Genomic DNA, 25,346 nt, shown 5'->3' with positions numbered 1-25,346 from the left:
GGCGGGAATCTCACCCGCCGCCGCTCGCAGAACCGTGCGGGAGCCTCTCGGCTCACACGGCTCCCATCGCCCAGCCGTCAGGCTTGAGACCGAACCGCCAATGGGCGAAGAGATTTGGGTAGCGGCGGGCGGTGCCCGCCAGTAGTTCCCGAGCTCTCTGCTCTCGGCGGTGGAGTCGCTTGTACTTCCGGCAAGCCCAGCGCACCAAGTATTCGTTGATACGCCGGAGAAGGGGGTACAACATGGACTTGTAGAAGCGCCCGTAATAGTTGACCCAGCCCTGCACGACGCTGTTGTACATCCGTGCAAGGTCACCGAGGGACATGTCACTGCGGCAGGCGATGCGCCAGGAGCGGATCTCCTTACCCATCGCCTTGATCGCCTCCTTGCTGACCGCGGGCAGGAAGTTCACAAAGTGCTTCCCGTACCGGTTCTTGGACAGTCTTGGCCGGAACGTGTACCCGAGAAACGTGAACGACGTGTGCTCGTACGAGCCGCGACGGTCCGCATCCTTGCAGTACACGATGCGCGTCTTGTCCGGATGCAATTCCAGACCGACCTGCGCCAATCTCGCTGCGAGCGCGTCCCGAACCCGCCGCTCCAGATACATCGCGGCCACCGTCTGGGCGATCCGGTCAGCCACCGTGGGCACCCCAAGCACACGGACACCTTTTCCGCCCGCCTTGGGGATCTCCACGGCCTTGACCGCTGGAGGGAAATACGAGCCAGACGACATGCGATTCCACAGCTTGTACAGATTCCCCTTGAGGTTCTGCTCGAACTGCTCGATCGAAACGCCGTCCACCCCGGGTGCACCCCGATTGGCTTTGACCCTCAGATAAGCCTCCCACACCATCGACTTGGAAATGTAAAACGACTTGGTCTCGGCCTGCGGCCTTGATCCGTTCACCTGGCTCCTCCCGGAAGTACCGGTTGACCACCAAACAAGATCAGGACGACCCGCCCCCTTCGCTCTGTCCCCATTACAGGGACTTCATCACTACTACGAGACGGTCCGTCCCCCTGCCACGCATCGGTACTCAGCTCCTTGCAGTTTCAGCTACTTGGAGTTCTCCTTTTACGCCAACCCGACCTCAACACGGACCGGTTGGCAGCATCGCGGCGAGGGGTTCCCACGTTCCGCACTGGTGCCTGTCACCGAGTTCGCGCCACCTTCATGCCGGGCCGCCGCCTGACCAGGAATACAGGAACCCGTCAGACTCGTCCCGGGGCAACAACTGGACCCCGGTTTCGGCAGCCACTCATACGCTTACGACACTTCAGCAGTGGTTCACTTGCGTTCGCCTTCTCGGCACACACCTGACGCATCTCGTGCGCCTTTTCCGCAGTGCTCATCACCCCGGCTCATTCACCGGAGCGACCTGCGGTGGTTTGAGACCTCCCCCTGCGTGGGCGATCCCGGAGGGCCTGCCTCCATCACCAGTGCAGCACCACATCAAGAGCTTCCGTCTACATCGGAGCTTCCTGTTGTGTTCGTGGCGCACAATCGTCCGCGTAGCGGACGATTCGCCAGTTCGGACGTTCGGCGTCACGGCGACGTCTGCGCAGGTGGCTGGTGGCCATCTCCCCGCCCGGCTCCCAGGGCCCGGTCAGGTGCTCGTCGAGCGCCGACAAGGCGATGTTCGCCAGCAGTGGGGAAAGGATGCCGCCCTGCGGGGTGCCGGTGAGAGTGTCCTCGCGGTTGTTGTCCTCGGTGAGGATGCCGGTCTTGAGGAACGCCTTGACCAGCCGCAACACGCGCTTGTCCTTGGCCCGCACTCGCACCCGGTCCATCAGGGCCGTGTGGTTGATCGAGTCGAAGCACGCTTCGATGTCCGCGTCCAGGACCCAGCGGTAGCCGTGGGTGCCGTAGAAGTGAATCTCAGCGATCGCGTCGTGTGCCCTCCGCAGAGGCCGGAAGCCGTAGGAGACCGGCTTGAAGTCGGCCTCGAAGATCGGCTCCAGCACCAGCTTGAGGGCGGTCTGGACCACCCGGTCGGCGATGGTCGGGATGCCGAGCTTGCGGACCTTCCCGCTGCCGCCGGGCTTGGGGATCTTCCGTTCACGCACCGGAAGCGGGCGGAACTCACCCGATTTAAGTACGTGACGAAGATCCTCCAGAAACCCATAAGGGCCAATATCCCGCTCGACGTTGACGGCGGTGAGGCCGTCCACTCCGGGCGTTCTGGCCCCCTTGTTTCCCGCGACCCGTTCGAACGCCACGAGCAGCGTCGCCGGGTCGCACACGAGGTTGAACAGATCGTCGAACCTGCGGCCTTGGTCGGCCGCCGCCCAACGGTGAAGTTTGGCCTGCATCCCCGATACCCGCTGGTGAGACCCCATAGGGGCCTCTGGTGCACCGCTGTTCAGCGGTGCTTCTTTCGGCATTGCAGTCTCCTTCCCTTCTCGATTCCGCTGCCGCCCTTCCCCATGTGCCGGGCTTTTTCCGGCTCGGAGTACTACGGCGGCTCCGTCCCGTCCCGGCCCGTTCGGCCGACGGTGGGCCCAGCCTGCGGCCTCGCTGGAGGCGTTGCCGCAGGTCAGGACCGGAACGGTTCCCGTGTTCACATGCTGTTCGATCGACGGAGGAGGAGCCCGGCTATACCCCCGCGGCATCGCCACGACTACCCCGCAGCACTTCGTCGTGGCCTCCCCGGCCGACACATAGCAATCGACCGGGAAGTTCCCCATCTCCAGGGAGACGGGGACGCACCGCAACCAGCCCAGATCCGCCAGGTTCGAGCTGGTGACGAGTAAGGAGGCGTCAACGCCGGTTCCTCGCATACTCCTTTCCGTCTCGCCTGCCGGACCCGCACCATCTGGCAGTGCTGATACGTCCCGGCTTTGCCAGGGCCGCTTGCCACCCTTCCCGGCACCTCCCGGGTCGGGCTGCCCTCAGCCTCAACCGCCCTGCTGCGACAGGACGACGGTGGCGTCCTTTCACCGCCACTCGAACAACTCGCGCTTCACGGCGCACCTATGTCTTTCGTCAAGCCCGAGCTGGTCATGCGGTGACCGCTTCGGGGAGGCGTGATTCGTAAAAGGTTCCGTCACGGAGCGTGGCGAACAGGACGCTGATGCGGTGGCGGGCCAGGCGGAGGAGGGCCTGTGTGTGGGTCTTGCCCCCGGCCCCGGCAGCGGTCGTAGTAGCTGCGGGAGGCAGGGTCGTGCAGGGCCGCGAAGGCGGAGAGCCGGGCGACGTTCTGGCGGCGCACCCGCCGGTAGGCGGCGTCGATGCGTTCCAGGTTGGCGTTCGACGGCCGACACCTCGTTTCGGGCTCCAGGAGCTGAGGCCGCTCGTCAGTGCGCGCCGTTGGCGCGCAGGGGAAGGCCGGGGCACTGGCGGCCGACCTGCCAGAGTTCGGCCTTGAGGAGGACTGCGACGGCCGGTGCACGACGATCGGCGCACTGCCCACGTCCGCACGCTGGCCCGGGTCCGCACTGTCCGCACCAGCGAATGCCCGGACCGCGCTCGGACCGCGTCACCGCGCGCCTGACGGGGCGCTGCCGTGCATGCGCCAGAGCCCTGGGCCCTGTCGTCGAACTCCCACTGAAAAAGAGACGACCGTGGACGAAGTACGTATGCTCGGCCTGTTCGCCGACGCGACCACCGACCCCTTCGGGGAGCTTCTGCAGCTGGCCCTGGACATGCTCGATGAGACCCGCTCGTGAGGCATCGAGGTGCCGCTGGCCATCGCGGACGCCGGATACGGCGACGCCGCCGCGTTCCGGCACGGACTGCAGGCCCGCGGCCTGAACTACGTGGTCGGGATCGCCAGCACGCTGTCGGCCCGGCGACGCGGCGCCGGTGACCGAGCCGTACTCCGGGACCGGACGCCCGCTGGTGGCGAAGTACCCGGACAAGCCCAAGCCGGTGAAAGAGCTGGTGGTCGCGGCCTGCCGCAAGGCGGCCAGGCCCGTGCAATGGCGAAAGGGTTCCCGGCCCGGCACGGGCCGCTCCGGCGTGAAACGGATGTACTCCCGGTTCGTGGCCCTGCGGATCCAGCCTGCCGGACGTGAGGTCCGCCAGGTTGCCGACGGCCCGGAGCTGCCCGCGTGCTGGCTACTGGCCGAGTGGCCCGCCGGTGAGAGCGAGCCGGTCCGGTTCTGGCTGTCCGACCTGCCCGCCGACACCCCGCTGGGAACAGGTCGAAGTTCCTGGAGTTCTGCCGCTACCTGCGCTCACTACACCCGATACACGTACGCATTGCGATCGTCTGTGACAACAACTCCCCCGCACCTGACGACGAAACGGTGTCAGCGGGTCGCGACGTGGGCGGCGGCGAACAACGTCGAGATCGCCTACACCCCGACCAACAGCTCCTGGCTCAACCGGATCGAGGCCCAGTTCACCGCCCTGCGCTACTTCACTCTCGACGGCACCGACCACGCCAGCCACAAGGAGCAGGGCAGCATGATCCGCCGCTACATCATCTGGCGGAACAAGCACGCCGCCGACGAACGCCTTCGCGAGGTCGTGAGCAGGGCAAACGTTGCCTGATGCGGCACTAGTGCCGTGACCGTCCCGCGCTGCGGTGTCGGCGGTCAAGGACGCGGGGCCCGCTCGCACGCCAGAGGGCGGGGCCGTATGGGGCCGGGCGAGTATCAGCGGTCGAGGGCCGGGAGGCCGTCCAGGCCGGGGTCGCGCATGATGCGCTCGACGGTCGCGGCAAGGGTGCTATCCGCGTCGATGACGGTCTCGACTCCGCCGGACAGCAGATCGCGCGGCCGGTACCAGTCCCTCAGTTGCGTCTCGCTGACGGCGTCGGCGATCGGCTTCGTGGCGTGCCGGTCCACGGTGCAGGTTGCCATGCTCCCTCGTACGGGTTGCTTCTCCTGCGGAACGGCGAACGGGACGCCCTGGTGGCCGTCGGTGGAAGCATGAAGACCGATGAGCAGCACGTCGCCGAGCCGGGGCTCGTGGTCCTGGACATCACCGCCGCGGACGGGACACCTTGTGCACGGTGATGGACGGCCTCCAACGACGATGGGCGACCTCTGGTATCGCCCCGGTGCGGCGTCTGCCGGGCGAGCCCGGGTCCCGGCACGGTGTATGCCGACGTGTACCGGCCGGGAGCACGGTGAAGTCGGCGTACGCGACGGCCTCCTGCGGCGAGGGCTACCCGGCCACGGGCGTCCGGGGCCGCTGCACGGCCAGCGGCACGAAGAGGGCCAAGGCAGCCAGCTGGGTGGCCAAGGTGAAGACGATGACCGCGGTGATCGACCGGTCGTACAGGACACCGATGATGGTGGAGCCGGCGAGCCAGGCCAGGCCGTAGGCGGCGGTGAAGACGCCGTAGCCGCTGCCGCGGCGGGGGGCGGGAACGAGGTCGGCGACGGCGGCGCGCAGGGTGGACTCATGAATGCCCATGGCCGCGCCCCACACCAGCGCGCCGATCCATACCCAGGCGGGGTGAGCGGAGAAGGACAGAAACGGCACGGCAGCCGACAAGGGCAAGGCGATGACCAGACCACGCAGGCCGATCCGGTCGTAGACGTGACCGGAGGCGAGCGCGGCCAGGGCGGCCGCCCCCATCGCCGCAGAGTAGGTGATCGGGATCAGACCAGCGGACAGGACATGGCGGACTTGAAGGTGGTAGGAGAGCACGCCGAAGGTAGCGAACCCGGCCATCGACACTGAGGTGAAGGCGGTGTAGAGCCAGAACCGGCCCGGCAGCCGCGTAGGTGCGGCCCCGGCGGCGCCGCGGGCGTCGTCCTCGTGCGGGTGTTCGTAGGCGGCAGGCTTCGGCACCGCACACCGCAGCCAGGCCAGAGTGAGCAGGGCCAGCGCGCCGGGAACCGCGAGCACGGCGAAGCCGAGCTCGTACCCGGAAACGGCGATCATGCCCGCGACCAGGAGCGGCCCGAGCAGTGCGCCGGACTGGTCGAGTGCCTCATGGATCGCGAACGCCGTGCCCCGGCCGGTGTCGGCGCTGGCCTGGGCGAGCATGGTGTCCCGGGCGGGGGTGCGTACCGCCTTGCCGAAGCGTTCGGCGATCACCAGCCCGGCGGCCTGCCACAGCGCCGTGGACAACGCCAGCACCGGAACGGCGACGACGGTGATCGCGTATCCGACGATCGACAGCGCCCAATGCCGGTGGGTGCGGTCCGAGATCCGACCGGTGAACAGGCGGAAGACCAGAGCGACGGCCTCACCGAAGCCGGTGATGAAGCCCACCAGGGCAGCGGAGGCGCCGAAGGTGGCCAGATACGGGCCAGTGACGGCACGGGCGCCCTCGTAGACGATGTCGGCGAGCATGCTCACCACACCGAAGGCCAGCACGAACCGCATCGGCGCCAACCGGTTCGGCCCCAGGTTCCGGGCCGCCGCACCCTGATCTGACTCATCCACCGTTATGCCGGCCATTCGATCGCATCCGCCACGCCGCCAGTCTGCGCGCCTCCGGAGAGCGACGGCCCTTGTCCGGCGCAGCTGCACAGCCTCGGGGCGGCGCGAGAAAGCGGCTGAGCAGCAGGGGCGACGCACTGCGCAAAGAAGATGGACGCGATGCCCGTACGGGTGAGCAGGCACGAGGTGCGGCGCCTCACCGAGGCGGGGCGCGGCTGATGAAGGTGCTGCCCCATGAGGAGTACGAGGGCATGCATCTGCCGGGGGCCGTGCACCTGTGCCTGCGGAAACTGGACCACGAGACGGCACAGCGGCTGGATCGCACCAGGGCGGTGGTCGTGTACTGCTGGGACTGGCATGTCCGACATAAGTCCCCGGGCTGCGGGCCGGCTTGAGCAGCTGGGTTTCGGCCAGGTCTACGACTACGTTCTCGGGAAGGCCGACTGGCTCGCAGCCGGATGGCCCGTGATGTCCGATGCAACAGGTGTCGCGCTATCGCCGATGCAAGTGATCTCGGCCCCGGAATTCTGTGCGACATCCCGCAGGTTCCTCTGAGCCCCGCTGAATCCCTGTCCCTGCGGCCAGGACTGTCCCTGCGGCCAGGACTGTCCCTGTGGCCAGGGGGTTCTTCCTCCTTCGTACGCAGGCTGGGCGCGTCCGCGAACAAGGAGGTTCGCCGGAACGGTCATCTGGGCTGTCCGCCGACGGCATCATCTGCCGGGACGCCGACGACGGCTCGGTGGTGGGTGGCCGCTGTGCGTAGGGATTTCATTCACCGGTCCACGCCTCCCATCACCGGGTCGATGCTGGCCACCGCGACGACGACGTCGGCGACCTGCCCGCCCTCGCACATCGCGGCCACCGTCTGCAGGTTGGTGAAGCTCGGGTCGCGGAAGTGCACCCGGTACGGCCGAGTGCCGCCGTCGGAGACGACGTGCACGCCGAGCTCGCCCCTGGGTGACTCGACCGCCACATATACCTGCCCCGGCGGAACGTGGAAGCCGTCCGTCACCAGCTTGAAGTGGTGGATCAGCGCCTCCATCGACTCGCCCATGATGGTGCGGATGTGATCGAGCGAGTTGCCCAACCCGTCCGCGCCGAGCGCCAGCTGCGCCGGCCACGCGATCTTCTTGTCGGCGACCATCACCGCACCGCCGCCGCCCCGCAGCTGCTCCAGGCACTGCTCGACGATCCGCAGCGACTGTTCCATCTCGCGCAGCCGGATCAGGAAGCGGCCGTAGCAGTCGCAGCTGTCCGCCGTCTCGACCTCGAAGTCGTACTGCTCGTAGCCGCAGTACGGGTCCGACTTGCGCAGGTCGTGCGGCAGGCCGGTGGCGCGCAGGATCGGCCCGGTCGCGCCGAGCGCCATGCAGCCCGCGAGGTCGAGGTAGCCGACGTCCATCAGGCGGGCCCTGAAGGTCGGGTTGTTGGTGGCCAGCTTGTCGTACTCGTGCATCCGCGAGCGCAGTAGCTGCACGCCCTCGCGGATCTGGTCCAGTGCTCCGGGCGGCAGGTCCTGCGCCAGCCCGCCGGGCCGGACGTAGCCGTGGTTCATGCGCAGACCGGTGACCAGCTCGAAGATGTCGAGGATGACCTCGCGGTCACGGAATCCGTAGACCATGAGCGTGGTGGAGCCGATCTCCATGCCGCCAGCGGCGAGCGCCACCAGGTGCGAGGAGATGCGGTTGAGCTCCATCATCAGCACCCGGATGACGCTGGCCCGCTCGGGCACGTGGTCGGTGATCCCGAGCAGCTTCTCCACCGCCAGGCAGTAAGCGGTCTCGTTGAACAGCGGGGTCAGGTAGTCCATGCGGGTCACGAAGGTCGTGCCCTGGACCCAGTTCCTGAACTCCATGTTCTTCTCGATGCCGGTGTGCAGGTACCCGATGCCGCAGCGGGCCTCCTTCACCGTCTCGCCGTCGATCTCCAGGACGAGCCGCAGTACCCCGTGCGTGGACGGGTGTTGCGGACCCATGTTGACGATGATCCGCTCGTCATCCGCCCTCCCTTGTCGCTGCGCGGCGCCGGCGACCTCGTCCCAGTCGCCGCCAGTGGCGGTGTAGACGCGGCCCTCGGTCGTATCCCGGGCTCCCGCCGGCTCCTGCTCGGTGCCGCTCATCAGCCCATGACCTCCGCTCGGATCGCCGATCGCGTCCACGTGTCGCGGCGTGATCGGGAAAGGCGGCCGTGTTCCGCCTCGGCTGGCCGTGCCCTCGCGCCAGCCGCAAGGGCGCGGCTTGGCGGCATGGGGGCTGCTCAGTCCAGGATCGCGCACATCTGCCATGAACACCCGGCCGGGCCGGGTAGCGCAGCAGCCACGGCCGCACCACGGAACAGTAGGGGCTCCGGCCCCTCGGCGACGACCTGGCCCTCAACGAATTGCACGCGGGCGATCCTCGCGGCGGTGCTGTGCCCGGGCGGTACGCAGGCCGTGGACGCGGCGCTGCTGCTCGCGGAGATGGCCGTCCTCCACCCGGCCCGGCCGGCCTGGCCCGACGTTCTGCGCTTCGTGCACACCTCGGTCCTGCCCGGGAGCCTGGCCCGGCTGATCCGCCAAGCCGCGATCACCGCGATCTGTGACGGCACCGAAAGAATCACCAAAACCTGCTCGCCCAGGTCCGGCTCGACCGCCTCGCCGAACAAGGCCACCGCCCCGACACCAGCCCGGCCCCGTCCCCGCATAAAACGGCCCTGACCCCGGTCACCGCCGTGACCAGGAAGAACAGTCCTGGCCAGCAAGAACACAGACAGTGCCTTCAGACCCAGGGGCTTGTCCGCGACATCCCGCGCTCTGTCCCAACGAAACTGCGACAGCCCCAGGTCAGCCGGCCCATCACCAGACCGAAAGGCACCACGACCCGTTCTCACCCGGTCTGCGACACCCCAGCTCGCCGCACCACCCCACACCGCAACCAACCACCCCCAGCGTTAGCGGCCGGGCACCGGCCCCGGTCCGGGCCGGGCCGGGTTTGTCCTGGTCGCGGGGCCTGCCCGGTGCTCGGCCGACAGGGCCCGGCCGGGCTCGTCGCCCAGGGGCTTGCGACCAGCGGCGATGGAGTTCCGCCTCGTCGCACGGGCCCAGGGCGATCCGCACGAGCCGGCCCTTCATACACCCGGCCGGCAGTGCCTCGTGAAAGGCCGGTGGGGGGCGGCCCGGCCGTCGTCGATCCGCGCCTCGTCCCCTCGGCGGCGCCGACGGCAAGGGTGTGGCGGTTCGCCACGGTCCGGGACTTCGCCACCGGGTTCCCATCCACCACCGCGCGGCGCGGCACGAGGCCCTCCGGCTCGATACACGCGGTCAGGCGCTGCCCGTCGGCTGCCCGAGCTCGCCGGGCGCGTCCACGCGGGGCGCGGTCCCGTCCCGCCGTGCCGAGAGCACCATGGCCGTGAGGGCGTAGCCGACTCCGCTGGCAAGCGCCACGAAGGGGATCGGCAGCACCGTTTCGGGCAGGGCGAAGAAGGCGATGGAGCCGAGTGCCCACCAGGCGAGGGCGAGGACGTTCACGCCGCCGGTGTAGCGGTAGGGCCCGTGGGGGTCGAAGAGGGCCGGCACGTCGATGCGGCCCCGCTTGATGACGAGGTAGTCGGCCAGGAGCACGCCGACGAGGGGGGCGAAGACGTTGCCCATCGCCGACATGGAGTCGTTGAACCCGTCGATGAGCGCGGGGAAGGCGGCCAGTGCCGTTCCTGCGGCGGCGACCACCAGGGTCGACCAGAAGCGCCCCAGCCGGGTGGCGAGGTTCGCCAGCGCCAGGCCGCCCGTATAGACGTTCAGCACGTTGACTGTCCAGTTGTCCAGGACCAGCACGACCAGAACGAGAATCAGCGCGACCGAGCCGACGCCGAGGCCGGGGATCACCTCGAAGGCGTTCGCCGTTCTGCCGAGGCTCGCGGCAGCGGCGTAGGCGCCGAAGAAGGCGGATCCGGCCGTTCCGAGCAGCGCGGCGGCCATGGTGCCGATCCACATGTCCTTACGGGACTTGGAGTAGCGGCAGTAGTCGGCCGCGTCCGTCACCTGGCTGAACCATGCTGCCGCGACGGCGTTCACCCATACCGCGAACACAGCCCATTTCCAGCCGACCGAACCGGAGTAGGAGAACACCTCGCTCGGCGCGAATCCCGGCGCCTGGTGGTTGGCGAGCAGCCAGAAGAGGTACCCGAGAATCACGAGCTTGACCGGGAAGGCCACCTTCGACAGCCACGTGAGGGATCCGTATCCGAAGAGGGCGACGGATGCCTGGAGTACCGCGAAGACGAGGCTGACGCCGATGAGCGACGGCCTCACCCCCAGCCACGCTTCGAGTACGGCCAGGATGCCCATGGCACCGGCCAGGGTCTGGAAGGCGAACCAGAAGGCCGAGCTGACGGCGCGCAGCAGGGAGACCAGCCAGCGGGAGGCCGTGATGCCGAGGAACGCCCGTGTCGACACGATCCCGGGCAGGCCGTAGTCGACGCCGACGGTGGCCATGACGGTGTAGGCGGAGAAGGCGATGAGGACGCCCAGTACCTGGGCGGCGACCGCGGCCCAGAACGAGAGCCCCGAGACCACCGCGAGTCCACCGATGAGGATCAGGCCGGGGTTGAGCATCACGTTGAAGATGATCTGGAACAGGTCGTACCAGCGCACGGTCCGCTGCTCGTCCGGTACGGGTTCGACGCCGTACCGCTCCACTCCCTTCGGCTGGCGGTATGCCTCCGGCGAGCTGTCTTCGGAGCTTTGCGTGCGAGGAACGTCAGTGGTCATGAGTGGGCCTCTGGTCCGGGGCGGGGGACTGCGGAGGGCGGCGACGACGCCTCGCGGGCGGGGGTTCGCCTCGGCGCCCCGGAACGCGTTCCGGGGCGCATGATCGGGGTGCCTCGCACGGGCGGGGACGCGGCCGGGCGAGGAGGAGACCTGTCCGGGTCAGGACACGGGGGAAGCGGTGCCGCACCAGCGGGTGGCGAGGACGGCGTAGGTGCGGGCCGCGAGCCAGACCTCGTCGAGGTCGACGTACTCGTCGTTGCCGTGGGCGACGCGCAGGTCGCCGGGGCCGAAGACGACGGAGGGCACACCGGTCCGGGTGAACACGGTCGCGTCGCACACGCCGTAGAGCCCGGTGTAGGAAGGCTGGTCGGAGAAGTCGGTGCCCTGGGCCGCGGTCCGGTACGCGCCGGCGACGGCCTGGCTGATGGTGTCGTCGGGCGAGGTGACGAACGGGTCCCAGTTGAGCTTCCACTCACAGCGCGGGCGGTGGTGGCGGAGCCACGGATCGGCGTCCGCCGCACGGTCGATGACGGCCTGGATCTCTGCCATCACGTCCTCGGCGGAGCGCTCGGGGTGATACATGACCCCGTACTCGATGGTGGCCGAGTCGGACAGGGCGAACGGGACGGTCAGTTCGCCGGGGCCGCCCCGCATGGCACCGGGCAGCAAGGAGAAGTGGCCGTTGTACCAGAGGTCGTGGCGCTGGGTGTGTGCCCATTCGTCCTCGAGCGCGCGCAGCGCCTGGTAGACGAGGAAGACCTTGTCGATGGCGTTCACACCGATCGAGTCGCCGGGCTGGGTGGGGTGGACGGTGGCGCCCCGCATGGAGCCGTGCACCTTCTTGCCCTCGACCGTGACCGAGAACCACAACAGTCCGGGGCTGGCGACCACGATCGACAGCGGTGTGGGCGGCGCGCTTGGCTCCGAGACGACCGCGGCGTCCGCGACGTACCCGCGCTCGACCACCGCGCCCGTCCCGCAGGCGTGGTCACCGGTCTCCTCGCCGACCACACACTGCAGTTGCAGCTCTCCACCGAGTTCGATCCCGGCCTCGCGCAGGGCGATCGCGGCATAGGCCTGTGCGACGAGCCCGGACTTCTGGTCGGTGGTCCCGCGGCCGTACATCCGGGAACCGATCACTTCGCCGGAGAACGGCGGCGCCTTGGTCCACTCGGCCGGGTCTCCGCCCGGGACGACGTCCACATGACCGTTGAAGATCAGTGAGTTTCCCTGGCCCTTGCCCGCGATCCGACCGACGGCGTTGTCGCGTCCCTCCTCCACGGCGAAGACATCCACGGATGCCCCGGCGCGGCGGTAGAGGTCGGTGAGCAGCGCGGTGGCCTCACCTTCGCGGCCGACATGGTCCTTGTACTCGACTCCGGGATACTTCGGGCTCACGGACGGGATCCGAACGAGCTCCTGCAGGCTCGCCGTCATCTCGTCATGCAGTCCGTCGATGACGGACATCAGGCGGTTCAACCGGGAAGTTTCTTCGGGGGAGCTCATGACGCCTCCATTGGCGCGCTCGGAAGGTACGGCGCCCGCGACCGTCTCGGTGCCGGGCCTCGCCGCTTGGCCAAAATGAAACAGGCGATAGGTTTCACGTGTCAATAGACAATTTCGCAACAGACGTTACATCCGCGGCCCATCGAGGGACTTGAACGCGGCGTTGTTCGCGGGCCTGCGGGCGGCACCGCCCCGGGGGGGGCGGCCGTGCGCATCCGACCGCACGTGAAGGCCGAGGGCGCCTCGCCGTCACACATCGTTGCCCAACGCGCCTTACTGCTGGGCGGGTCGACGCGCGATCCGTGGCCGCGCCGCAGTCGGGGCGGACCGCCCCCTGCGCCCCTTCCGTGCCACCTCAACCCTTGAATGAAAGGAATATTTCATGTTAGGTGTCAACCATACTGCATGAATCCACAATTTCGACCGCTCGTGATCGGGCGGTCGGGAAGGCGAAGGCCGGGATGAACCAGAACGATGAGGGGCGCGGGAGCATGGGCAGCGCGAGGGGGACGGGCGCGCCGGCCCCTTCACGGATGGCGCGGGAGCATATCGAGCAGACGGAACGCTTCGCCGCGCGCAACTACCATCCCCTGCCCGTCGTCCTCGCCTCCGCGGACGGCGCCTGGGTGACCGACGTGGACGGGCGCCGTTATCTCGACTGCCTGGCGGGCTACTCCGCCCTGAACTTCGGTCATCGCCCGCCGCGTCTGCTCCGGCGCGCCCATGAGCAGCTCGACCGGCTCGCCCTGACCAGCCGGGCCTTCTACAACGACCAGCTCGGCCCGTTCGCCGAGGCGCTCGCCCGGCTCACCGGGAAGGAACGCGTCCTGCCGATGAACAGCGGCGCCGAGGCGGTCGAGACGGCCATCAAGGTGAGCCGCAAGTGGGGCTACGTCGTGAAGGGGGTGGAGGCAGGCCGTGCCACCGTCATCACGATGAGCGGCAACTTCCACGGGCGGACGACCACGGTCGTCAGCTTCTCCGACGACCCGGTCGCCACCGACCACTACGGGCCGTTCACGCCCGGGTTCGTGCGGGTGCCCTACGGCGACGTCCGGGCGGTCGCCGACGCGATCGACGACACGGTGGTCGCGGTCCTCTTCGAACCCGTGCAGGGCGAGGGCGGCGTGGTCGTCCCGCCGCCCGGATTCCTGAAGGAACTGCGCGAGCTGTGCAGGCGCCGCAACGTTCTGATGGTGGCCGACGAGATCCAGTCCGGTCTGGCCCGTACCGGCCGCACCTTCGCCTGCGACCACGAGGACGTCGTCCCGGACATCTACGTCCTCGGCAAGGCCCTGGGCGGCGGTCTCTACCCGATCTCCGCCGTGGCCGCCGACGACGACGTGCTCGGCGTCATCACCCCCGGCACCCACGGCTCGACATTCGGCGGGAATCCCCTGGCGGCCGCGATCGGCCACGAAGTGGTCGCGATGCTGTCGACGGGCGAGTACCAGGAGCTCGCCCGCGTCCTGGGCAAGCGGCTGGAATCCCGCCTGCGGGGGTTGGTCGGCGCCGGAGTGCTGGCGGTGCGGGTCAGGGGGCTGTGGGCCGGGGTCGACATCGACCCCGAGCTGATGACCGGACGCGAGGCGTGCGAGGGCCTCATGCGGCGCGGCGTACTGGCCAAGGACACCCACGGATCGACAGTGCGGTTCGCCCCTCCGCTAGTGGCGACCGAGGACGAGATCGATCTACTCGTGGACGCCCTGGCCGGTGTTCTTGATGAGGCGCGGAGCTGACGACGTGCCGGCCCGGCCTCCTGCGTGGGGGCCGGGTGTCTTCTCGCGGGCCCGGGGCATGAGAACACGCTCTGCGGGCCCGCCTCCATTGCATGAGTGGTCGCCGTGGGGCGGCCCGTGCGCCGTCCCAGCCTCGGCGCGGTCTGATGTAACGAACGTTTCAGCGCACCCTGCCTTGGTAGCCTTGAAAAATGGAGACGATACCGGGCGGTTACGCGTCGGTGCGGAAGCTGCTGCTCTCCGCCATGGACGGACTCAGCAACGGCGAACGCAAGGTCGCCCGCGCGGTGCTGGCCCATTACCCCACGGCCGGCCTCACCACCGTCGCGGACCTGGCCGCCGGTGCCGGTGTGAGCTCGGCGACGGTGGTCCGTTTCGTCACCCGGCTCGGCTTCGCCGGATTCCCGGCTTTCCAGCGTTCCCTGGTCCACGAGCTGAACGGGGAACTGGGCTCCCCGCTGAAGCAGTACGCCGAGAAGGCGTCGACCTCCGCGAAGGGGGTGCTTCCGGAGACGCACCGGGCCTTCGCGCAGTTGCTGGAGGCCACCTACGCGGAGCTGCCGGAGTCGGAGTTCGCCACCCTCGTCAAGCTTCTCGGCGACCCGGCCCGGAGCGTGCGCGTGGCCGGGGGCCGGTTCAGCCGGCTGCTGGCCGAGTACCTGGTCATCCACCTGTGGCAACTGCGCGAGGACGTCGACGTGGTCGGCCAGGAGGAGATGGAGCGTCGCAGGACACTCGCCGACGCCGACTCCAACACGGTCCTCCTCGTCCTCGACTACCGCCGCTACAGCGAGTCGAGCCTCCGCTTCAGCGAGGGGATGGCGGCCCGGGGCGCCACCGTGTGTCTGATGACGGACAACTGGCTCTCTCCCATCGCCAAGCTGGCCAAGGTCGTTCTTCCGGCACGTGTGGAGTCCGCCTCGCCGTTCGACTCCCTCGTGGCCGCGATGGCCCTGAGCGAGAGCCTGGTGGCAGCGGTGACGGACGCCATGGGCGCGGCGGGCAGGGAGCGCATGGAACGGTTCGAGACGGCGACCGACCACGCCTGAACGGCACGGCCGGACTCACTGTCCCGGTCCGTGCACGCCCTGTTTCCGGACCCTGCGAACGGCCCGGGGGCCGGTCCCGCGCAGCAGCGGCGGCTGGCCCCCGGGGCCGTCGGACTGGTGGGCCGCTATCCGGCCGGTGCTCCCGGGGCACCGGCGTGGTCCTCCAGGGCGACAGCCGTTCCGAGGTATCCCGCCATCAAGGCCGTGGCGAGGGCATGGACGTCCGCGTCATCGGGCAGGAAGCGCGAGGAGTGCAACGGCTCGGACGTCTTCGTGCCGACGAACAGCATGGCCGAGGGCACGCGCTCGCAGAAGTACGAGAAGTCGTCCGAGCCCAGGGAGCGCAGGTTCCGGGAGACCGAAAGCCCCCGGCGGTCCAGTTCGTGCGCAATCCTCCGCACCAGAGCCGGGTCGTTGTCGAGCACGGGTTCCCCGTGGGTGATGGTCACCGACGCGGTGCAGGCGTGCGCGCGTGCGACGGATTCGGCGACCTCCGTGATCCGCCGGTGAATCAGTTCCCGGGTCGAGGAGGCCAGCGCCCGGACGGTGCCGGTCGCCCGCGCCGTGCCGGCGATCACGTTCGCGGCGTTGCCCGCCGAGAACGACGACACTCCCACAACGGCGGGAGCCATCGGATCGACGGACCGGCTCACCACGCTCTGGAGCGCGACAACGATCTCGGACATCGCCAGCAGGGCATCGTTCGTCAGATGAGGGTACGCGGCGTGTCCGGGTCTGCCCTGCACGGCGATCTCGAACTCGTCGGACGAACCGTTGACGCCCCCCGCGGTGCACGCCACCTCGCCCCGGGCGAGCAGGGGCTGGACATGGACGCCCACCATGGCAGCGCACCGCTCGGAGTCCAGGACGCCACTGGTGGTGATGTCCCGTGCCCCGGACGGGTAGGTCTCCTCGCGCGGCTGCAGCACGGCGAGCAGGGGGACCGGAGGCCCGGTCTCGGCCAGGGCTCCCGCCACGGCGACGAGCGCGGCGAGGTGGGCGTCATGACCGCACGCGTGCATGACACCCGGCCGGGCCGATGCCCATGCGACATCGGTGTCCTCGGTGACGGGCAGCGCGTCCATCTCCCCGCGCACACCGATCGCCGGTCCCGGCCCACCGATGCGCAGCACGGCACCGGTCCCGGCCACCTCCACCGCCGCACCGGCACCCGGCAGCGCGGCCAGCACCATGTCCCGGGTCGATGCCTCGTCACCCGACAGATCGGGCTCGCGGTGCAGTCGGCGTCTGAGATCGAGCGCCGCGGGGAGGTGCCGACCCAGGGCGGACCACAGGGCTTCGTACGTGGTCGGGTCAGGCATGGGGCAGTCCGTAGAGACGCTGTGCGTTGGTACGTCCGATCATCGTGGCGACGCGGGCGGCGTCGGCCTCGGCCCACTCGCCCTCCTCCACCCAGTCGCCGAGCGCCCGGGACATGCCGCGCCGCCAGAGCACGGCGCCCAGGTGATGGAGTTCGGGCGGCCCCCAGGCGTCGGAGGAGTACAGCACCTTGGTGAAGGGGGCCAGTTCGAGACTCTCGGCGACGACGGAGGTGGACGCGGCACCGGTGTAGTTCACCCCGAGACCGACGTCGAAGTAGACGTGGGGAAACACCTGGGCGAGGAACCCCGCGTTGCGGTGGAACGGGTAGCAGTGCAGCAGCACGACATCCGTTCCGGCGCCCTCGATCTCCTTGAGCCAGGGCATCAGCAGCAGCGGGTCGCACCGTCGCAGATCAAGGTCGGGGTCACCGTACCCGGCATGCAGTTGCAGGGGCAGACCGGTGTCCACGCCTGTCCACAGGGCCATGCGCAGCAGCACCGGGTCGCTCACGCGGACGGGGGCACCCGCCGCCAGCTCGCGCAGCCAGGCACCGGCCGCCCGTTCCACCTCCTGGACGGAGGGGCGGGCGGGAGCGAAGTCGAAGCCGTAGCGGTAGGCGATGATCGACTTCAGGCCGACCGCCGATGCAGTGGCCTCGGCGAGCGCCGTCCGGAAGTCGTCGGCGAGGCCCGCGGCGCTGCTCCTCGGAGCGACGTCCTCGAGGACGGTCTCCAAGCGCACGATCTCGGAGAACCGGGAGGGCAGGCGCTCGGCGAGCGTGCCGGGCGACAGCAGCTCATCGCTCTTGAAACCGGTGTCCAACAACCAGTCGGAGACGCCGGCCGCGGCGAGGAAGAGGTCCGACAACTGCTCCGGGGTGCGCTCGGACCGCGCGGCCCAGTACGCGTCCGCCGACGCGTGAGGGGGCAGACCGAGCAGCGGTGCGCAGTGGCGGCGTATCGCGAACCCGATCTGGGAGTCGAACTGGGTGACCTCGGCCGGGAGGGGGCGGTCGGACTCGGTGATCAGCGTCTCGAACTGCCCGCGGGACACCGGCGAGGCGAGCGAGGCGTGGACGTGGTGGTCGACCAGCGGCAGCTCGGCGATGTGGCGTCGCAGCTCAGTAGACATCGGCGACCCGCCCGCACACGTCCCGCTCGTCCAGACCGGAGACCGCGGCCAGTTCCGACCGCTTCACCGAGCGGTGGGTCTCCAGCAGCTCGTCGGAGAACCAGCCGGACACCACGTCGTCCTTGTCGAGTTCGAGGAGGGCCTCCTCCAGGCCGCGGGGCAGGCAGGGCACCTCCGCGAGGTCCGCTTCCCCGGCCTCCTCGGGCCATACCCGCGGCTGCGCGTAGTCCGCCTCCACTCCCCGCAGTCCGGCCCGTACCAGTACTCCGAGAACCAGCCACGGGTTGGCGGTCGCGTCCGCGGCACGGTACTCCAGGTTGAACTGGTCGGCCGCGACGCCGCCGCCCAGGCTGCTCGTCGGGCAGATCCGCAGCAGGGCCTCCCGGTTGCGCTCGGCCAGGAAGACCCCGGCGGAGCTCCAGCGCTCGGGCGCCAGCCGCAGATACGAACTGGGGCTGCCCGCCGTGAACGAGAGCAGCGCCCGGGCGTGCCGGAGGATCCCCGCGCCGAACCGCCCGCCCAGCTCGGAGAGTCCGCCGGGACGGGAGGCGTCGAAGAGGGCCGGGCGTCCGGTCGCCGCGTCGCGCAGGGAGAGGTGGACGTGCACGCCGTTGCCGCTGCCGTCGGGATCCAGCAGCGGCGCGAACGTGGCTCGGTGTCCGTGCCGGGAGGCCAGGTCGCGGACCACTTCCCGCAGGACGACCGCGCGGTCCGCGGCGGTCAGGCCGTCGGCCGGGCGCAGGGTGATCTCGAACTGATCGGTGCCGAACTCCGGCAGCCACGTCTCCGGTTCGAGTCCCATCCGGTCCAGCAGCGCCACCAGTTCGCCGCCGAACGGCTCGGCGGACCGGAACCGGGTGAAGGAGAACGGGGCGCCGCTGTCGAGTCCGGGGATCATGAACTCGTGCTCGAAGGTGGCCACCACCTCCAGCCCCGTGGCACGCCGGAAGTCGTCGAGGGCCCTGCGGGCGAACGTGCGCGGGCAGTTGTCCCACGGGGTGCCGTCCGGCAGCACCTGGTCGGCGAGATACAGACGCACCCCCGGCACATCGCCACGGGCGGGGATGTCCACGCCGCTGGACTCGGCTGGCAGCAGCTTCAGGTCGCCCGTCGCGCCGAACGGGTTCGGCGCGATCTCCCCGAATGCCGTCACCGCGAGATCGGCCGGGACCCATCCCACACCGCGGCGCAGCACGCCGTCGGCCGCGTTGCCCGGCGCGGCACGCCCGCGGGTGAATCCGGACAGGTCGTTGGTCGCCACGAACACCGTGGATGAAGAACTCATGTCTACCTCTTCGCTCGGGCCGCGTCTCCGTGCCGCGGGGTGCTGCGGGGCGCGGGCGGGCCGCAGGGACATTGAGAGTTACAAATCTTTCACTCATGGTCAAGGGCGCCATACACGGAATCTTCGTTTCATTCGCGTTCGGCACCGTGCGTCAGCAACCCACACGGGGCCGTCTACGTCGCCTTCCTTGTGGACACCTTCTCCCGGCGCACATCGTCGGCCGGCCGGCCTCCACTTCCGAGGAGACCCAACTCGTCCTGGCTTCCATGGAGATGGACCTGTGGCAGCGCGACCGCGAGGGACGCCCGCATACCCCCGGGCCGCCGGTCCACCACTCCGATGCCGACAGCCAGTACACGTCGTTCAAGCTCGCCGATCACCTCGACGCGGAGGGCACGCGGCGAGTATCGGATCAGCCGGAGAAGCTCGGTACGCGGCTCGACAACGTCCGCGAACGCGCCGCCAGACTCACCGGACAACGCCGCGGCGACCTCGACGCCCTCGGCATGCGCCGGCAGTTCGCTGGACAGCCGCTCCGGCCAGATTCGGTGCGGCTGGACAGACTCCAATGAAGCGGACATCGCCGCTCGTGCCGGCGTACCGGTGGCCACCTGGAGGCGGCGCGATGCCCCCGCCTTCCGCCAGCATGTGGTCTGAAGGTTCGCCCTGACCAGGAGCTCCTGGTGGCGCCGGTGATGAAGTCCCTCGCCGAGGCATACGTATACCCCGACATAGCTTGGCCCCGCCTCATCTTCGACGGCGACCGGCCTGTCGGCTTCCTCATGGCCTTCCTCGACATCGACTTCGCGGGCGATGGCAAAGGCGCCGACATCCGCTCGGGACTGTGGCGACTCAACATCGCGGCTGGCGAACAGGGACGCGGATACGGCCGCTTCGCGGTCGAGTCCGTGGCAGCCGAAATCCGCCGCCGTGGCGGCACCCGACTGACCACCACCTGGCACCCGGGCGAGGGCGGCCCCGAGGGTTTCCACCTGGGGCTGGGCTTCCGGCTGACCGGGGAGATGAGCGGGATCAGAAGGTTGGGGAGCTGGAGTTGGGAAAGGCGGATCCGCTGAGCGGCGCAGTGCACCTGCCGGGTGTGGAAGGTGCTTCCGTGTAGAGGTCGGTTTGCCTCGCACCCCCGGTCAGGCAGCCGCTGCAGGTCGTGATTCGTGGAAGGTTCCGTCGCGGAGCATGGCGAACAGCACGTCGACACGGCGTCGGGCGAGAGTGCGCGGAAAGGCGGCCGCGTCGGCCTCGGGCATCGGCACCGACCGCATCGTGCCGCTCAGGGAAGCGTGCGTGAAGCCGTGACCGGTGGCGCGGTCTGCCTGGCCACCGGTCACGGCCCTGGGGGCGTGGCATGCCGGTTATGGACGCGGGATGTCCGGTCCGCCCGGTGCGGGGGGGCTCGGGGGCCGCGTCGAGGGCCCGGAGGTCTCCGACGGGCACCGGTTTGACGGGCAGGTGGGCGGAGAAGCGTCCGCCGAGGCCGATCGACTGCCCTCGTGCCGCGGCGAGGATCGTACCGACGCTGCCTTCGCAGTAGCGTCCCTGGCAGGGGCCCATGCCCGTGCGGCAGGAGAGCTTGACGGCGTTGACGTTACTGACGAACGGTGACGATGTGAGGAAGTCGTCGAGGGTGCCGCGTGTGACCATCTCGCATCGGCAGACAGTGGTTTCCCGTGTCGCGAGGTCGCCGAGTGCCTCACGGATCGGTTCGAACATGCGTTGCACCACGGTGGAGAATCGTGTCGCGGTGCGGATGCCGCGTTCCGCTTCGGCGAACAGCGTGGGGGGGGCACGGCGCGTCCGAGGTCGGCGGCGATCCCGAGGCCCGCGAGCGCGCCCTCGGCGCGGGACTGGTCGGCGCCCGCGACGCCGGTGGGCTCGCCGGCGACGAACACTCCAGGGACAGACGTCTGTAGTCGTTCGTCGTGTGCGACCACCCAGCCGCCCCGTGGCGAGTCGAAGACGAGGTCGCATCCGATTTGGCGGGCGAGTTCCGTCGACGCGGAGAAGCCGTAGCCGAGTACGAGATGCGATGCGGCGACCTCGCGGGGGGTGCCCGTCACTTTCCACCGCCGGTCGACCCGGGCGAGTTCAATCCGGGAAACGCGTTCTGTGCCGTGGGCGGCCGTTACGACGGTCCGGGGCGAGACGCGGACGCCCTTGCGTACCAGTCGTGCCAGGATCGCGCCCGTCTCTGCGAGCATCCGTAGATGACCGGGTACGGCGCCCAGGGCGTTGAGCAGATCCACCGGGGTCGGGATGCTCTGCGCGAACGCGACCTCGCGCACCGGGACGCCGTCGCGGACGAGTAGATCGGCCACGAGCATCAGCAGTGGGTGCGCGCCGGCCAGCACGACGTCGCCGACGGGTGCGACCTTCTGTGCCTTGACCAGGGTTTGAGCGGCGCCGGCGGTCAGGACGCCGGGCAGCGTCCAGCCGGGGAAGGCGATGGGAAGGTCGTAGGCGCCGGTGGCGATCAGCAGTCGACGCGCGCCGATCACGCGAGTGCCGTGTTCGGGGTGGTTGATCGCCACGCGCAGGACGTCCGGGGTTGCGTCGCCGTTCAGGACGCCGATCGCCGACCAGCCGAACTCCGTTGTCAGGCGCGGGTCCGTCTCGAAGCAGCGGATGAGGTCGGTGGCCCAGTCGTAGCCGGCGGTGGGGTGCAGGGAACGTGAACAGGGTGAAGGTGCCACCGCCGACGCCGAGGAGTCCGGCGAGCCACACGAACCCGCCGGAGACGTTGGTCTCCTTGATCAGGGCGGACATCAGCCCCACGCAGAACAGCATCATCACGATCGTCACCGCGGTGGGCGATCCGATCCCCCTCGTCACGGCGGACCAGTACGCCGCGTACGGCTTGGCGAACAAGGCGCCGACGAGCAGCGCGACGACACCCCCTGCGGCGAGCGCGGTCATGTCGAAGGTCTTGAACACGACGAAGAAGACGACGCAGAACGCGAGGAACACGACGGCCGGCAAGAACGCCAGTGCCCTTCCCTCACGGAAGACCAGACCCTGGTCGGTGTTCATGGCGCTGCACCTCGGCCAGCTCGAAGTCCTCCTCGGCACCCTCGAACCGGGCCAGGCATCCAGCGACGAGGAGTGGAGCCATGCCGCGGTCGAGTGCGCCTACGTCATCACCGGCACGGTCACCGTGCACGTCGCCGGCCAGATTTACGACGTACGGGCAGGCGAGGCACTGACCTTCGACGCCACACGACCCCACCGCTACACCAACGACACGAACGAACCCGCGAGCTATCTGACGTCAGTGACACCGCCCACACCCTAGTGCCGCTCCCGGCAACGTTTGCCCCGTCGCACCGTCCGGCACGCACTCCCCCAAGGCCTCAAGGGCCAGGGGGACCCCCTTCGGCGTTGGCCGAGAGCCCACGTAGCCCTTCCCCAAGCTCTCGACTTCGTTCGAGCAGGGGAGACCCCATCCGAGGGCTTTCGGCCGCCTTGCGATCGCACGACCGGACGACGCTCCTTTCGGGCGAACCTTGTCGGTCACGGCACTAGTGCCGCGGCAGGCAACGTTTGCCCGTCAAGGAGCGCGTCCGGTACGTGCTCTCGGTGTGCCGGCCGGAAGCCCTCGTACTGGATGTACTTGGGATTTCGGCCGGTGCGGCGAGAGGGCGTGCCGGGCGTCGCGACGGGGCGAACGTTGCCTGATGCGGCACTAGTCAGGAGCTCCATCCGGCCACGCCGCGCCGGACGTACGGGCGAACGAGGCGATGCCGATCCACCGCCGTGCGGACGTCGAGGGGCCCGCCCGTCTGATCACCCGGCACCACCCACCGCGATCCTGCGGCCCGGTCGCCGGGGATGCGCCGGAAGCGGCCCCGTCAGTGGGCATCGGTCGAAGGCTGACGAGCAGACCTGGTCCGCACGTACTGTGTTCGGCTCACGCCTTCGACAAAGCAGGTCGGCCTCTGGGGCCCGGTGTGGTTGCGATCGTGTGATCAAAGGACGCGAGCCAGTGCGTCCGGCCCCACGAAGTGCAATAGTGGATCGCCGCGCAGGAACCGCAGCACCTCCTCCACGGCACTTGCGCCGAGCCGCTGACGGCACTCGACGGTGCCCGCCGCCTGATGAGGGGTCAGCAGAACGTTCGGCAGTTTCCGGAACGGGTGGCGGACCGGCAGTGGTTCGGTGTCGAAGACGTCGATCGCCGCGTCCAGCCGGCCCGCCGACACCTGCGCAAGAAGCGCGTCCTCGTCGACGAGCCAGGAACGGGCGGTGTTGACCAGACCGGCGCCGTCGGGCATCAGCGCCAGTTCGCGCGCACCCAGCATGCGCCGGGTCTCGGCGGTGGCAGGGGCGTGCACGGCGACGATCCGGCTGCCACGGAGCAGTTCGTCCAGCGGCACCACCCGTACCGCGAGCCGCTGTGCGTCCTCGGCCGTCAGATACGGGTCGGTGACCGCGACCTGTGCCCCCAGTGCCCTCGCAAGCTCGATGTACGCACGACCGGTGCGGGACGCTCCGATGACGCCGATCGCACAGCCCTGGATCTCGTGCCGCGGCGGGGCCTGGCCGGCCTCGTCCCAGTCGGCTCCGCCGCGCAGCGCGTGGTCGAAGCGGTGGATGCGGTGCAGCAGGGCGAGGGTGAACGCCAGGGCCACCTCGGCGACCGGGCGTGCCATCGCGTCACCGGCCTGGGTGACGAGGATCCCACGCCGGAAGACTTCCTCGGTGACGTACGGGGCGACCGCCGATCCGGTGTGGGCGACGATCGCCAGTCGGTCGGCGACGTCGAGGAGTTCCTCGCTGAGGCGGGGCGTTCCCCAAGCGGTGATCAGGGCACGGGCACCGGGCAGCGCCGCACCGAGTGCGTCCCGGTCAGTGTGCTCGTCGAGGACGGCCGGCTGCGCCGCGGCGCAGAGGCTCTGCCACACCGCGGGGGTGAAGAACTGCTCGCGAAGGTGCGGGGGTACGGCGACGACTACCCGCGGCAGGCGGGCCGCCCCCGGGTCAGGAGAGCCAGTCATCGATGTGCTCCGCGACGAAGTCGTCGTCGGTGAGCCAGGGGTAGGCCGTGGCGACCCGGGTGATCTCTTCGGCCTGGCCGGGAGACAGGACCTCCTTCGGATCGAGACACCAGATGCCCTCCAACAGACCCTGGCGGCGCAGCACTTCATGGACACCCGCGATGCAGCCGCGGAATCCGCCGCGCACGTCGAACACAGCGCTGTTGGCGTCGGTGAGCTCCGGACGGCGGGCGAGGCAGCCGACCATGGCTTCGTGGTCCCCGGCGCGTGCCCGCCGGACCTGATCGAGGAGGGTGACGGCGGAGCCGGTCCAAACGGCCCACTGGCCGAGCAGCCCGCCCGCGAACCACCGCCGAGTGCCCTTGGTCTCGTACGGAGTGAGCAGGTCGCCGATGATGTCGTCGTCGTTGCCGGTGTACAGGGCGACCTCGTCGGCGCGGTCGGCGGCGGCCACGGCCCGTACGACATCGGCGGTGCGGTAGCGGTCGAAGGGCGCGATCTTGATGGCCGCGGTGTTCGGCAGGTCTGCGAATGAGCTCCAGAACGACGGCGAGAGATAACGGCCGCCGACGGCCTCCTGGGGGTAGAAGCCGATCACCGGCAGCACCTCGCCGACGGCGCGGGCCCGGTCCAGCAGTCCCTCCTCGTCGGCGCCGGGCACGGCGGGGCTCAACAGCACGGCGTCGTAGCCGAAGGAGGCTGCCAGCTCGGCTTCGGCGACGGCCTGCGCGGTGTGGCCGCAGGCCCCGGCGACGGTGACGACGGGGTGGCCGGCCTCGTTCCGCACGGTCTCGGCGGCGAGTTCGAGGACCGGTGCCAGCAGGCCGATGCCCGGTTCGCGGATCTCGAACTGGGTGGTGTGGACGGCGACGGCGAGGCCGCCCGCGCCGGAGGCCAGGTAGTAGCGGGTCAGTGCGCGTTGCCGCCGCTCGTCGAGCTTGCGGTCGGCGCCGAGGGCGAGTGGATGAGCGGGGATGACGGCTCCCTCAGCGAGCACGTCCATCGGAGTGCATGCCGGGGCTGCCGCGGCCGCCGAGGCGGGTACGGGTTCGGGAGTGGTCGCGGCTACGGGGCCGGGTGCAGGCGCGGTCGCGGCTGCGGGCGTACGGGACACGGGGATCAGAACCTTCCGTCGCGGACCTGGAACTTGGTGGGCTTGCCGGACAGTGGCAGCCCGCGGCGCAGCCAGTCGGCCTGCCATTCGACGAGGG

21 protein-coding genes and 4 pseudogenes are annotated in these 25,346 nt (G+C 69.6%); 10 read left to right on the top strand and 15 right to left on the bottom strand.

Annotated elements, in window-relative coordinates; genetic code table 11:
- Positions 1-52 precede the first annotated feature (52 nt).
- The 3 genes and pseudogenes from ACFYY6_RS36845 to ACFYY6_RS36835 all read right to left on the bottom strand — a co-directional run.
- Positions 53-910, bottom strand: a complete 858-nt coding sequence (locus ACFYY6_RS36845; RefSeq protein ID WP_389197547.1) for a group II intron maturase-specific domain-containing protein — start codon at positions 908-910, stop codon at positions 53-55.
- Between the two features lie 560 nt (positions 911-1,470).
- Complete coding sequence (locus tag ACFYY6_RS36840; RefSeq protein WP_389197545.1) at positions 1,471-2,316, bottom strand: reverse transcriptase domain-containing protein; 846 nt, start codon at positions 2,314-2,316, stop codon at positions 1,471-1,473.
- Between the two features lie 688 nt (positions 2,317-3,004).
- A pseudogene (locus ACFYY6_RS36835) lies at positions 3,005-3,191 on the bottom strand (IS110 family transposase); the annotation flags it as partial.
- Between the two features lie 490 nt (positions 3,192-3,681).
- Between ACFYY6_RS36835 and ACFYY6_RS36830 the strand changes: the two are divergent.
- Positions 3,682-4,020, top strand: coding sequence for a transposase (locus ACFYY6_RS36830; protein ID WP_389197543.1), 339 nt, complete (start codon positions 3,682-3,684; stop codon positions 4,018-4,020).
- A gap of 123 nt (positions 4,021-4,143) precedes the next feature.
- Positions 4,144-4,501, top strand: a pseudogene (locus ACFYY6_RS36825) (transposase); the annotation flags it as partial.
- 104 nt (positions 4,502-4,605) lie between these two features.
- Here ACFYY6_RS36825 and ACFYY6_RS36820 read toward each other — a convergent pair.
- Positions 4,606-4,800: pseudogene (locus tag ACFYY6_RS36820) on the bottom strand (kinase); the annotation flags it as partial.
- Positions 4,801-4,827: 27 nt separating this feature from the next.
- On the opposite strand from ACFYY6_RS36820, the gene ACFYY6_RS36815 reads away from it, so the two are divergent.
- Entirely contained in the window at positions 4,828-4,968 is a 141-nt protein-coding gene (locus ACFYY6_RS36815; protein WP_386610469.1) for a DUF6207 family protein, read from the top strand.
- Positions 4,969-5,119: 151 nt separating this feature from the next.
- On the opposite strand, the gene ACFYY6_RS36810 is transcribed toward ACFYY6_RS36815, so the two are convergent.
- On the bottom strand, positions 5,120-6,292 hold the full coding sequence (locus tag ACFYY6_RS36810) for an MFS transporter (RefSeq protein WP_389197540.1): 1,173 nt from the start codon (positions 6,290-6,292) through the stop codon (positions 5,120-5,122).
- Positions 6,293-6,567: 275 nt separating this feature from the next.
- Here ACFYY6_RS36810 and ACFYY6_RS36805 point away from each other — a divergent pair, with 275 nt between their 5' ends.
- Positions 6,568-6,744: a rhodanese-like domain-containing protein gene (locus ACFYY6_RS36805; protein WP_388653174.1), complete on the top strand. Its 177-nt coding sequence runs from the start codon at positions 6,568-6,570 to the stop codon at positions 6,742-6,744.
- A gap of 377 nt (positions 6,745-7,121) precedes the next feature.
- On the opposite strand, the gene ACFYY6_RS36800 is transcribed toward ACFYY6_RS36805, so the two are convergent.
- Complete coding sequence (locus tag ACFYY6_RS36800; protein ID WP_351524699.1) at positions 7,122-8,468, bottom strand: NADH-quinone oxidoreductase subunit D; 1,347 nt, start codon at positions 8,466-8,468, stop codon at positions 7,122-7,124.
- A 285-nt stretch (positions 8,469-8,753) separates the two neighbouring features.
- Here ACFYY6_RS36800 and ACFYY6_RS36795 point away from each other — a divergent pair, with 285 nt between their 5' ends.
- Positions 8,754-9,044 carry a hypothetical protein gene (locus ACFYY6_RS36795; RefSeq protein ID WP_389197551.1) on the top strand — a complete coding sequence of 97 codons (291 nt, stop codon included), beginning with the start codon at positions 8,754-8,756 and terminating at the stop codon, positions 9,042-9,044.
- A gap of 603 nt (positions 9,045-9,647) precedes the next feature.
- Here the strand turns inward: ACFYY6_RS36795 and ACFYY6_RS36790 are convergent.
- Together ACFYY6_RS36790 and ACFYY6_RS36785 are read right to left on the bottom strand one after the other, a co-directional pair.
- A complete protein-coding gene (locus tag ACFYY6_RS36790) occupies positions 9,648-11,093 on the bottom strand; it encodes a purine-cytosine permease family protein (RefSeq protein WP_389197538.1) in 1,446 nt (481 codons plus the stop codon).
- 159 nt (positions 11,094-11,252) lie between these two features.
- The gene (locus tag ACFYY6_RS36785; RefSeq protein ID WP_389197536.1) at positions 11,253-12,599 is read right to left on the bottom strand and encodes a M20 family metallopeptidase; all 1,347 of its coding nucleotides are present in this window, start codon (positions 12,597-12,599) and stop codon (positions 11,253-11,255) included.
- 533 nt (positions 12,600-13,132) lie between these two features.
- On the opposite strand from ACFYY6_RS36785, the gene rocD reads away from it, so the two are divergent.
- Both rocD and ACFYY6_RS36775 read left to right on the top strand, forming a co-directional pair.
- A complete protein-coding gene (rocD, locus tag ACFYY6_RS36780; RefSeq protein WP_389197534.1) occupies positions 13,133-14,338 on the top strand; it encodes an ornithine--oxo-acid transaminase in 1,206 nt (401 codons plus the stop codon).
- Between the two features lie 191 nt (positions 14,339-14,529).
- On the top strand, positions 14,530-15,387 hold the full coding sequence (locus tag ACFYY6_RS36775) for a MurR/RpiR family transcriptional regulator (RefSeq protein ID WP_351635453.1): 858 nt from the start codon (positions 14,530-14,532) through the stop codon (positions 15,385-15,387).
- A 125-nt stretch (positions 15,388-15,512) separates the two neighbouring features.
- On the opposite strand, the gene ACFYY6_RS36770 is transcribed toward ACFYY6_RS36775, so the two are convergent.
- Genes ACFYY6_RS36770 through ACFYY6_RS36760 form a run of 3 tightly spaced genes read right to left on the bottom strand, consistent with a single transcriptional unit; the run spans position 15,513 to position 19,126 of the window.
- Positions 15,513-16,709 carry a M20 family metallopeptidase gene (locus tag ACFYY6_RS36770; RefSeq protein WP_351524694.1) on the bottom strand — a complete coding sequence of 399 codons (1,197 nt, stop codon included), beginning with the start codon at positions 16,707-16,709 and terminating at the stop codon, positions 15,513-15,515.
- Positions 16,702-17,841: an amidohydrolase family protein gene (locus tag ACFYY6_RS36765; protein WP_389197531.1), complete on the bottom strand. Its 1,140-nt coding sequence runs from the start codon at positions 17,839-17,841 to the stop codon at positions 16,702-16,704. Before ACFYY6_RS36765 ends, ACFYY6_RS36770 begins: the two co-directional genes overlap by 8 nt.
- Positions 17,831-19,126, bottom strand: coding sequence for a glutamine synthetase family protein (locus tag ACFYY6_RS36760; protein ID WP_351524692.1), 1,296 nt, complete (start codon positions 19,124-19,126; stop codon positions 17,831-17,833). The genes ACFYY6_RS36765 and ACFYY6_RS36760 overlap by 11 nt, the downstream gene beginning before the upstream one ends.
- 266 nt (positions 19,127-19,392) lie before the next feature.
- On the opposite strand from ACFYY6_RS36760, the gene ACFYY6_RS36755 reads away from it, so the two are divergent.
- Both ACFYY6_RS36755 and ACFYY6_RS36750 read left to right on the top strand, forming a co-directional pair.
- The gene (locus ACFYY6_RS36755; protein ID WP_389197529.1) at positions 19,393-19,698 is read left to right on the top strand and encodes a hypothetical protein; all 306 of its coding nucleotides are present in this window, start codon (positions 19,393-19,395) and stop codon (positions 19,696-19,698) included.
- A gap of 111 nt (positions 19,699-19,809) precedes the next feature.
- Positions 19,810-20,202, top strand: a complete 393-nt coding sequence (locus tag ACFYY6_RS36750; protein WP_351524691.1) for a GNAT family N-acetyltransferase — start codon at positions 19,810-19,812, stop codon at positions 20,200-20,202.
- On the opposite strand, the gene ACFYY6_RS36745 is transcribed toward ACFYY6_RS36750, so the two are convergent.
- Complete coding sequence (locus ACFYY6_RS36745) at positions 20,159-20,785, bottom strand: hypothetical protein (RefSeq protein ID WP_389197549.1); 627 nt, start codon at positions 20,783-20,785, stop codon at positions 20,159-20,161. The genes ACFYY6_RS36750 and ACFYY6_RS36745 overlap by 44 nt on opposite strands.
- A 284-nt stretch (positions 20,786-21,069) precedes the next feature.
- Positions 21,070-21,639 (bottom strand): annotated as a pseudogene (locus ACFYY6_RS36740) (opine oxidase subunit A); the annotation flags it as partial.
- 251 nt (positions 21,640-21,890) lie between these two features.
- Here ACFYY6_RS36740 and ACFYY6_RS36735 point away from each other — a divergent pair.
- Positions 21,891-22,433: a cupin domain-containing protein gene (locus tag ACFYY6_RS36735; RefSeq protein ID WP_389197527.1), complete on the top strand. Its 543-nt coding sequence runs from the start codon at positions 21,891-21,893 to the stop codon at positions 22,431-22,433.
- A gap of 673 nt (positions 22,434-23,106) precedes the next feature.
- Here the strand turns inward: ACFYY6_RS36735 and ACFYY6_RS36730 are convergent.
- Together ACFYY6_RS36730 and ACFYY6_RS36725 are read right to left on the bottom strand one after the other, a co-directional pair.
- The gene (locus ACFYY6_RS36730; RefSeq protein WP_386610482.1) at positions 23,107-24,135 is read right to left on the bottom strand and encodes a hydroxyacid dehydrogenase; all 1,029 of its coding nucleotides are present in this window, start codon (positions 24,133-24,135) and stop codon (positions 23,107-23,109) included.
- The gene (locus ACFYY6_RS36725; protein ID WP_386610484.1) at positions 24,119-25,138 is read right to left on the bottom strand and encodes a dihydrodipicolinate synthase family protein; all 1,020 of its coding nucleotides are present in this window, start codon (positions 25,136-25,138) and stop codon (positions 24,119-24,121) included. The genes ACFYY6_RS36730 and ACFYY6_RS36725 overlap by 17 nt, the downstream gene beginning before the upstream one ends.
- Between the last annotated feature and the right edge of the window lie 208 nt (positions 25,139-25,346).

The organism is Streptomyces sp. NPDC001750 (genome assembly GCF_042892615.1).
Classification (GTDB): Bacteria; Actinomycetota; Actinomycetes; order Streptomycetales; family Streptomycetaceae; genus Streptomyces.
The sequence above is the reverse complement of the archived record's forward strand: the minus strand, read 5'-3'. Positions and strand labels throughout refer to the sequence as shown.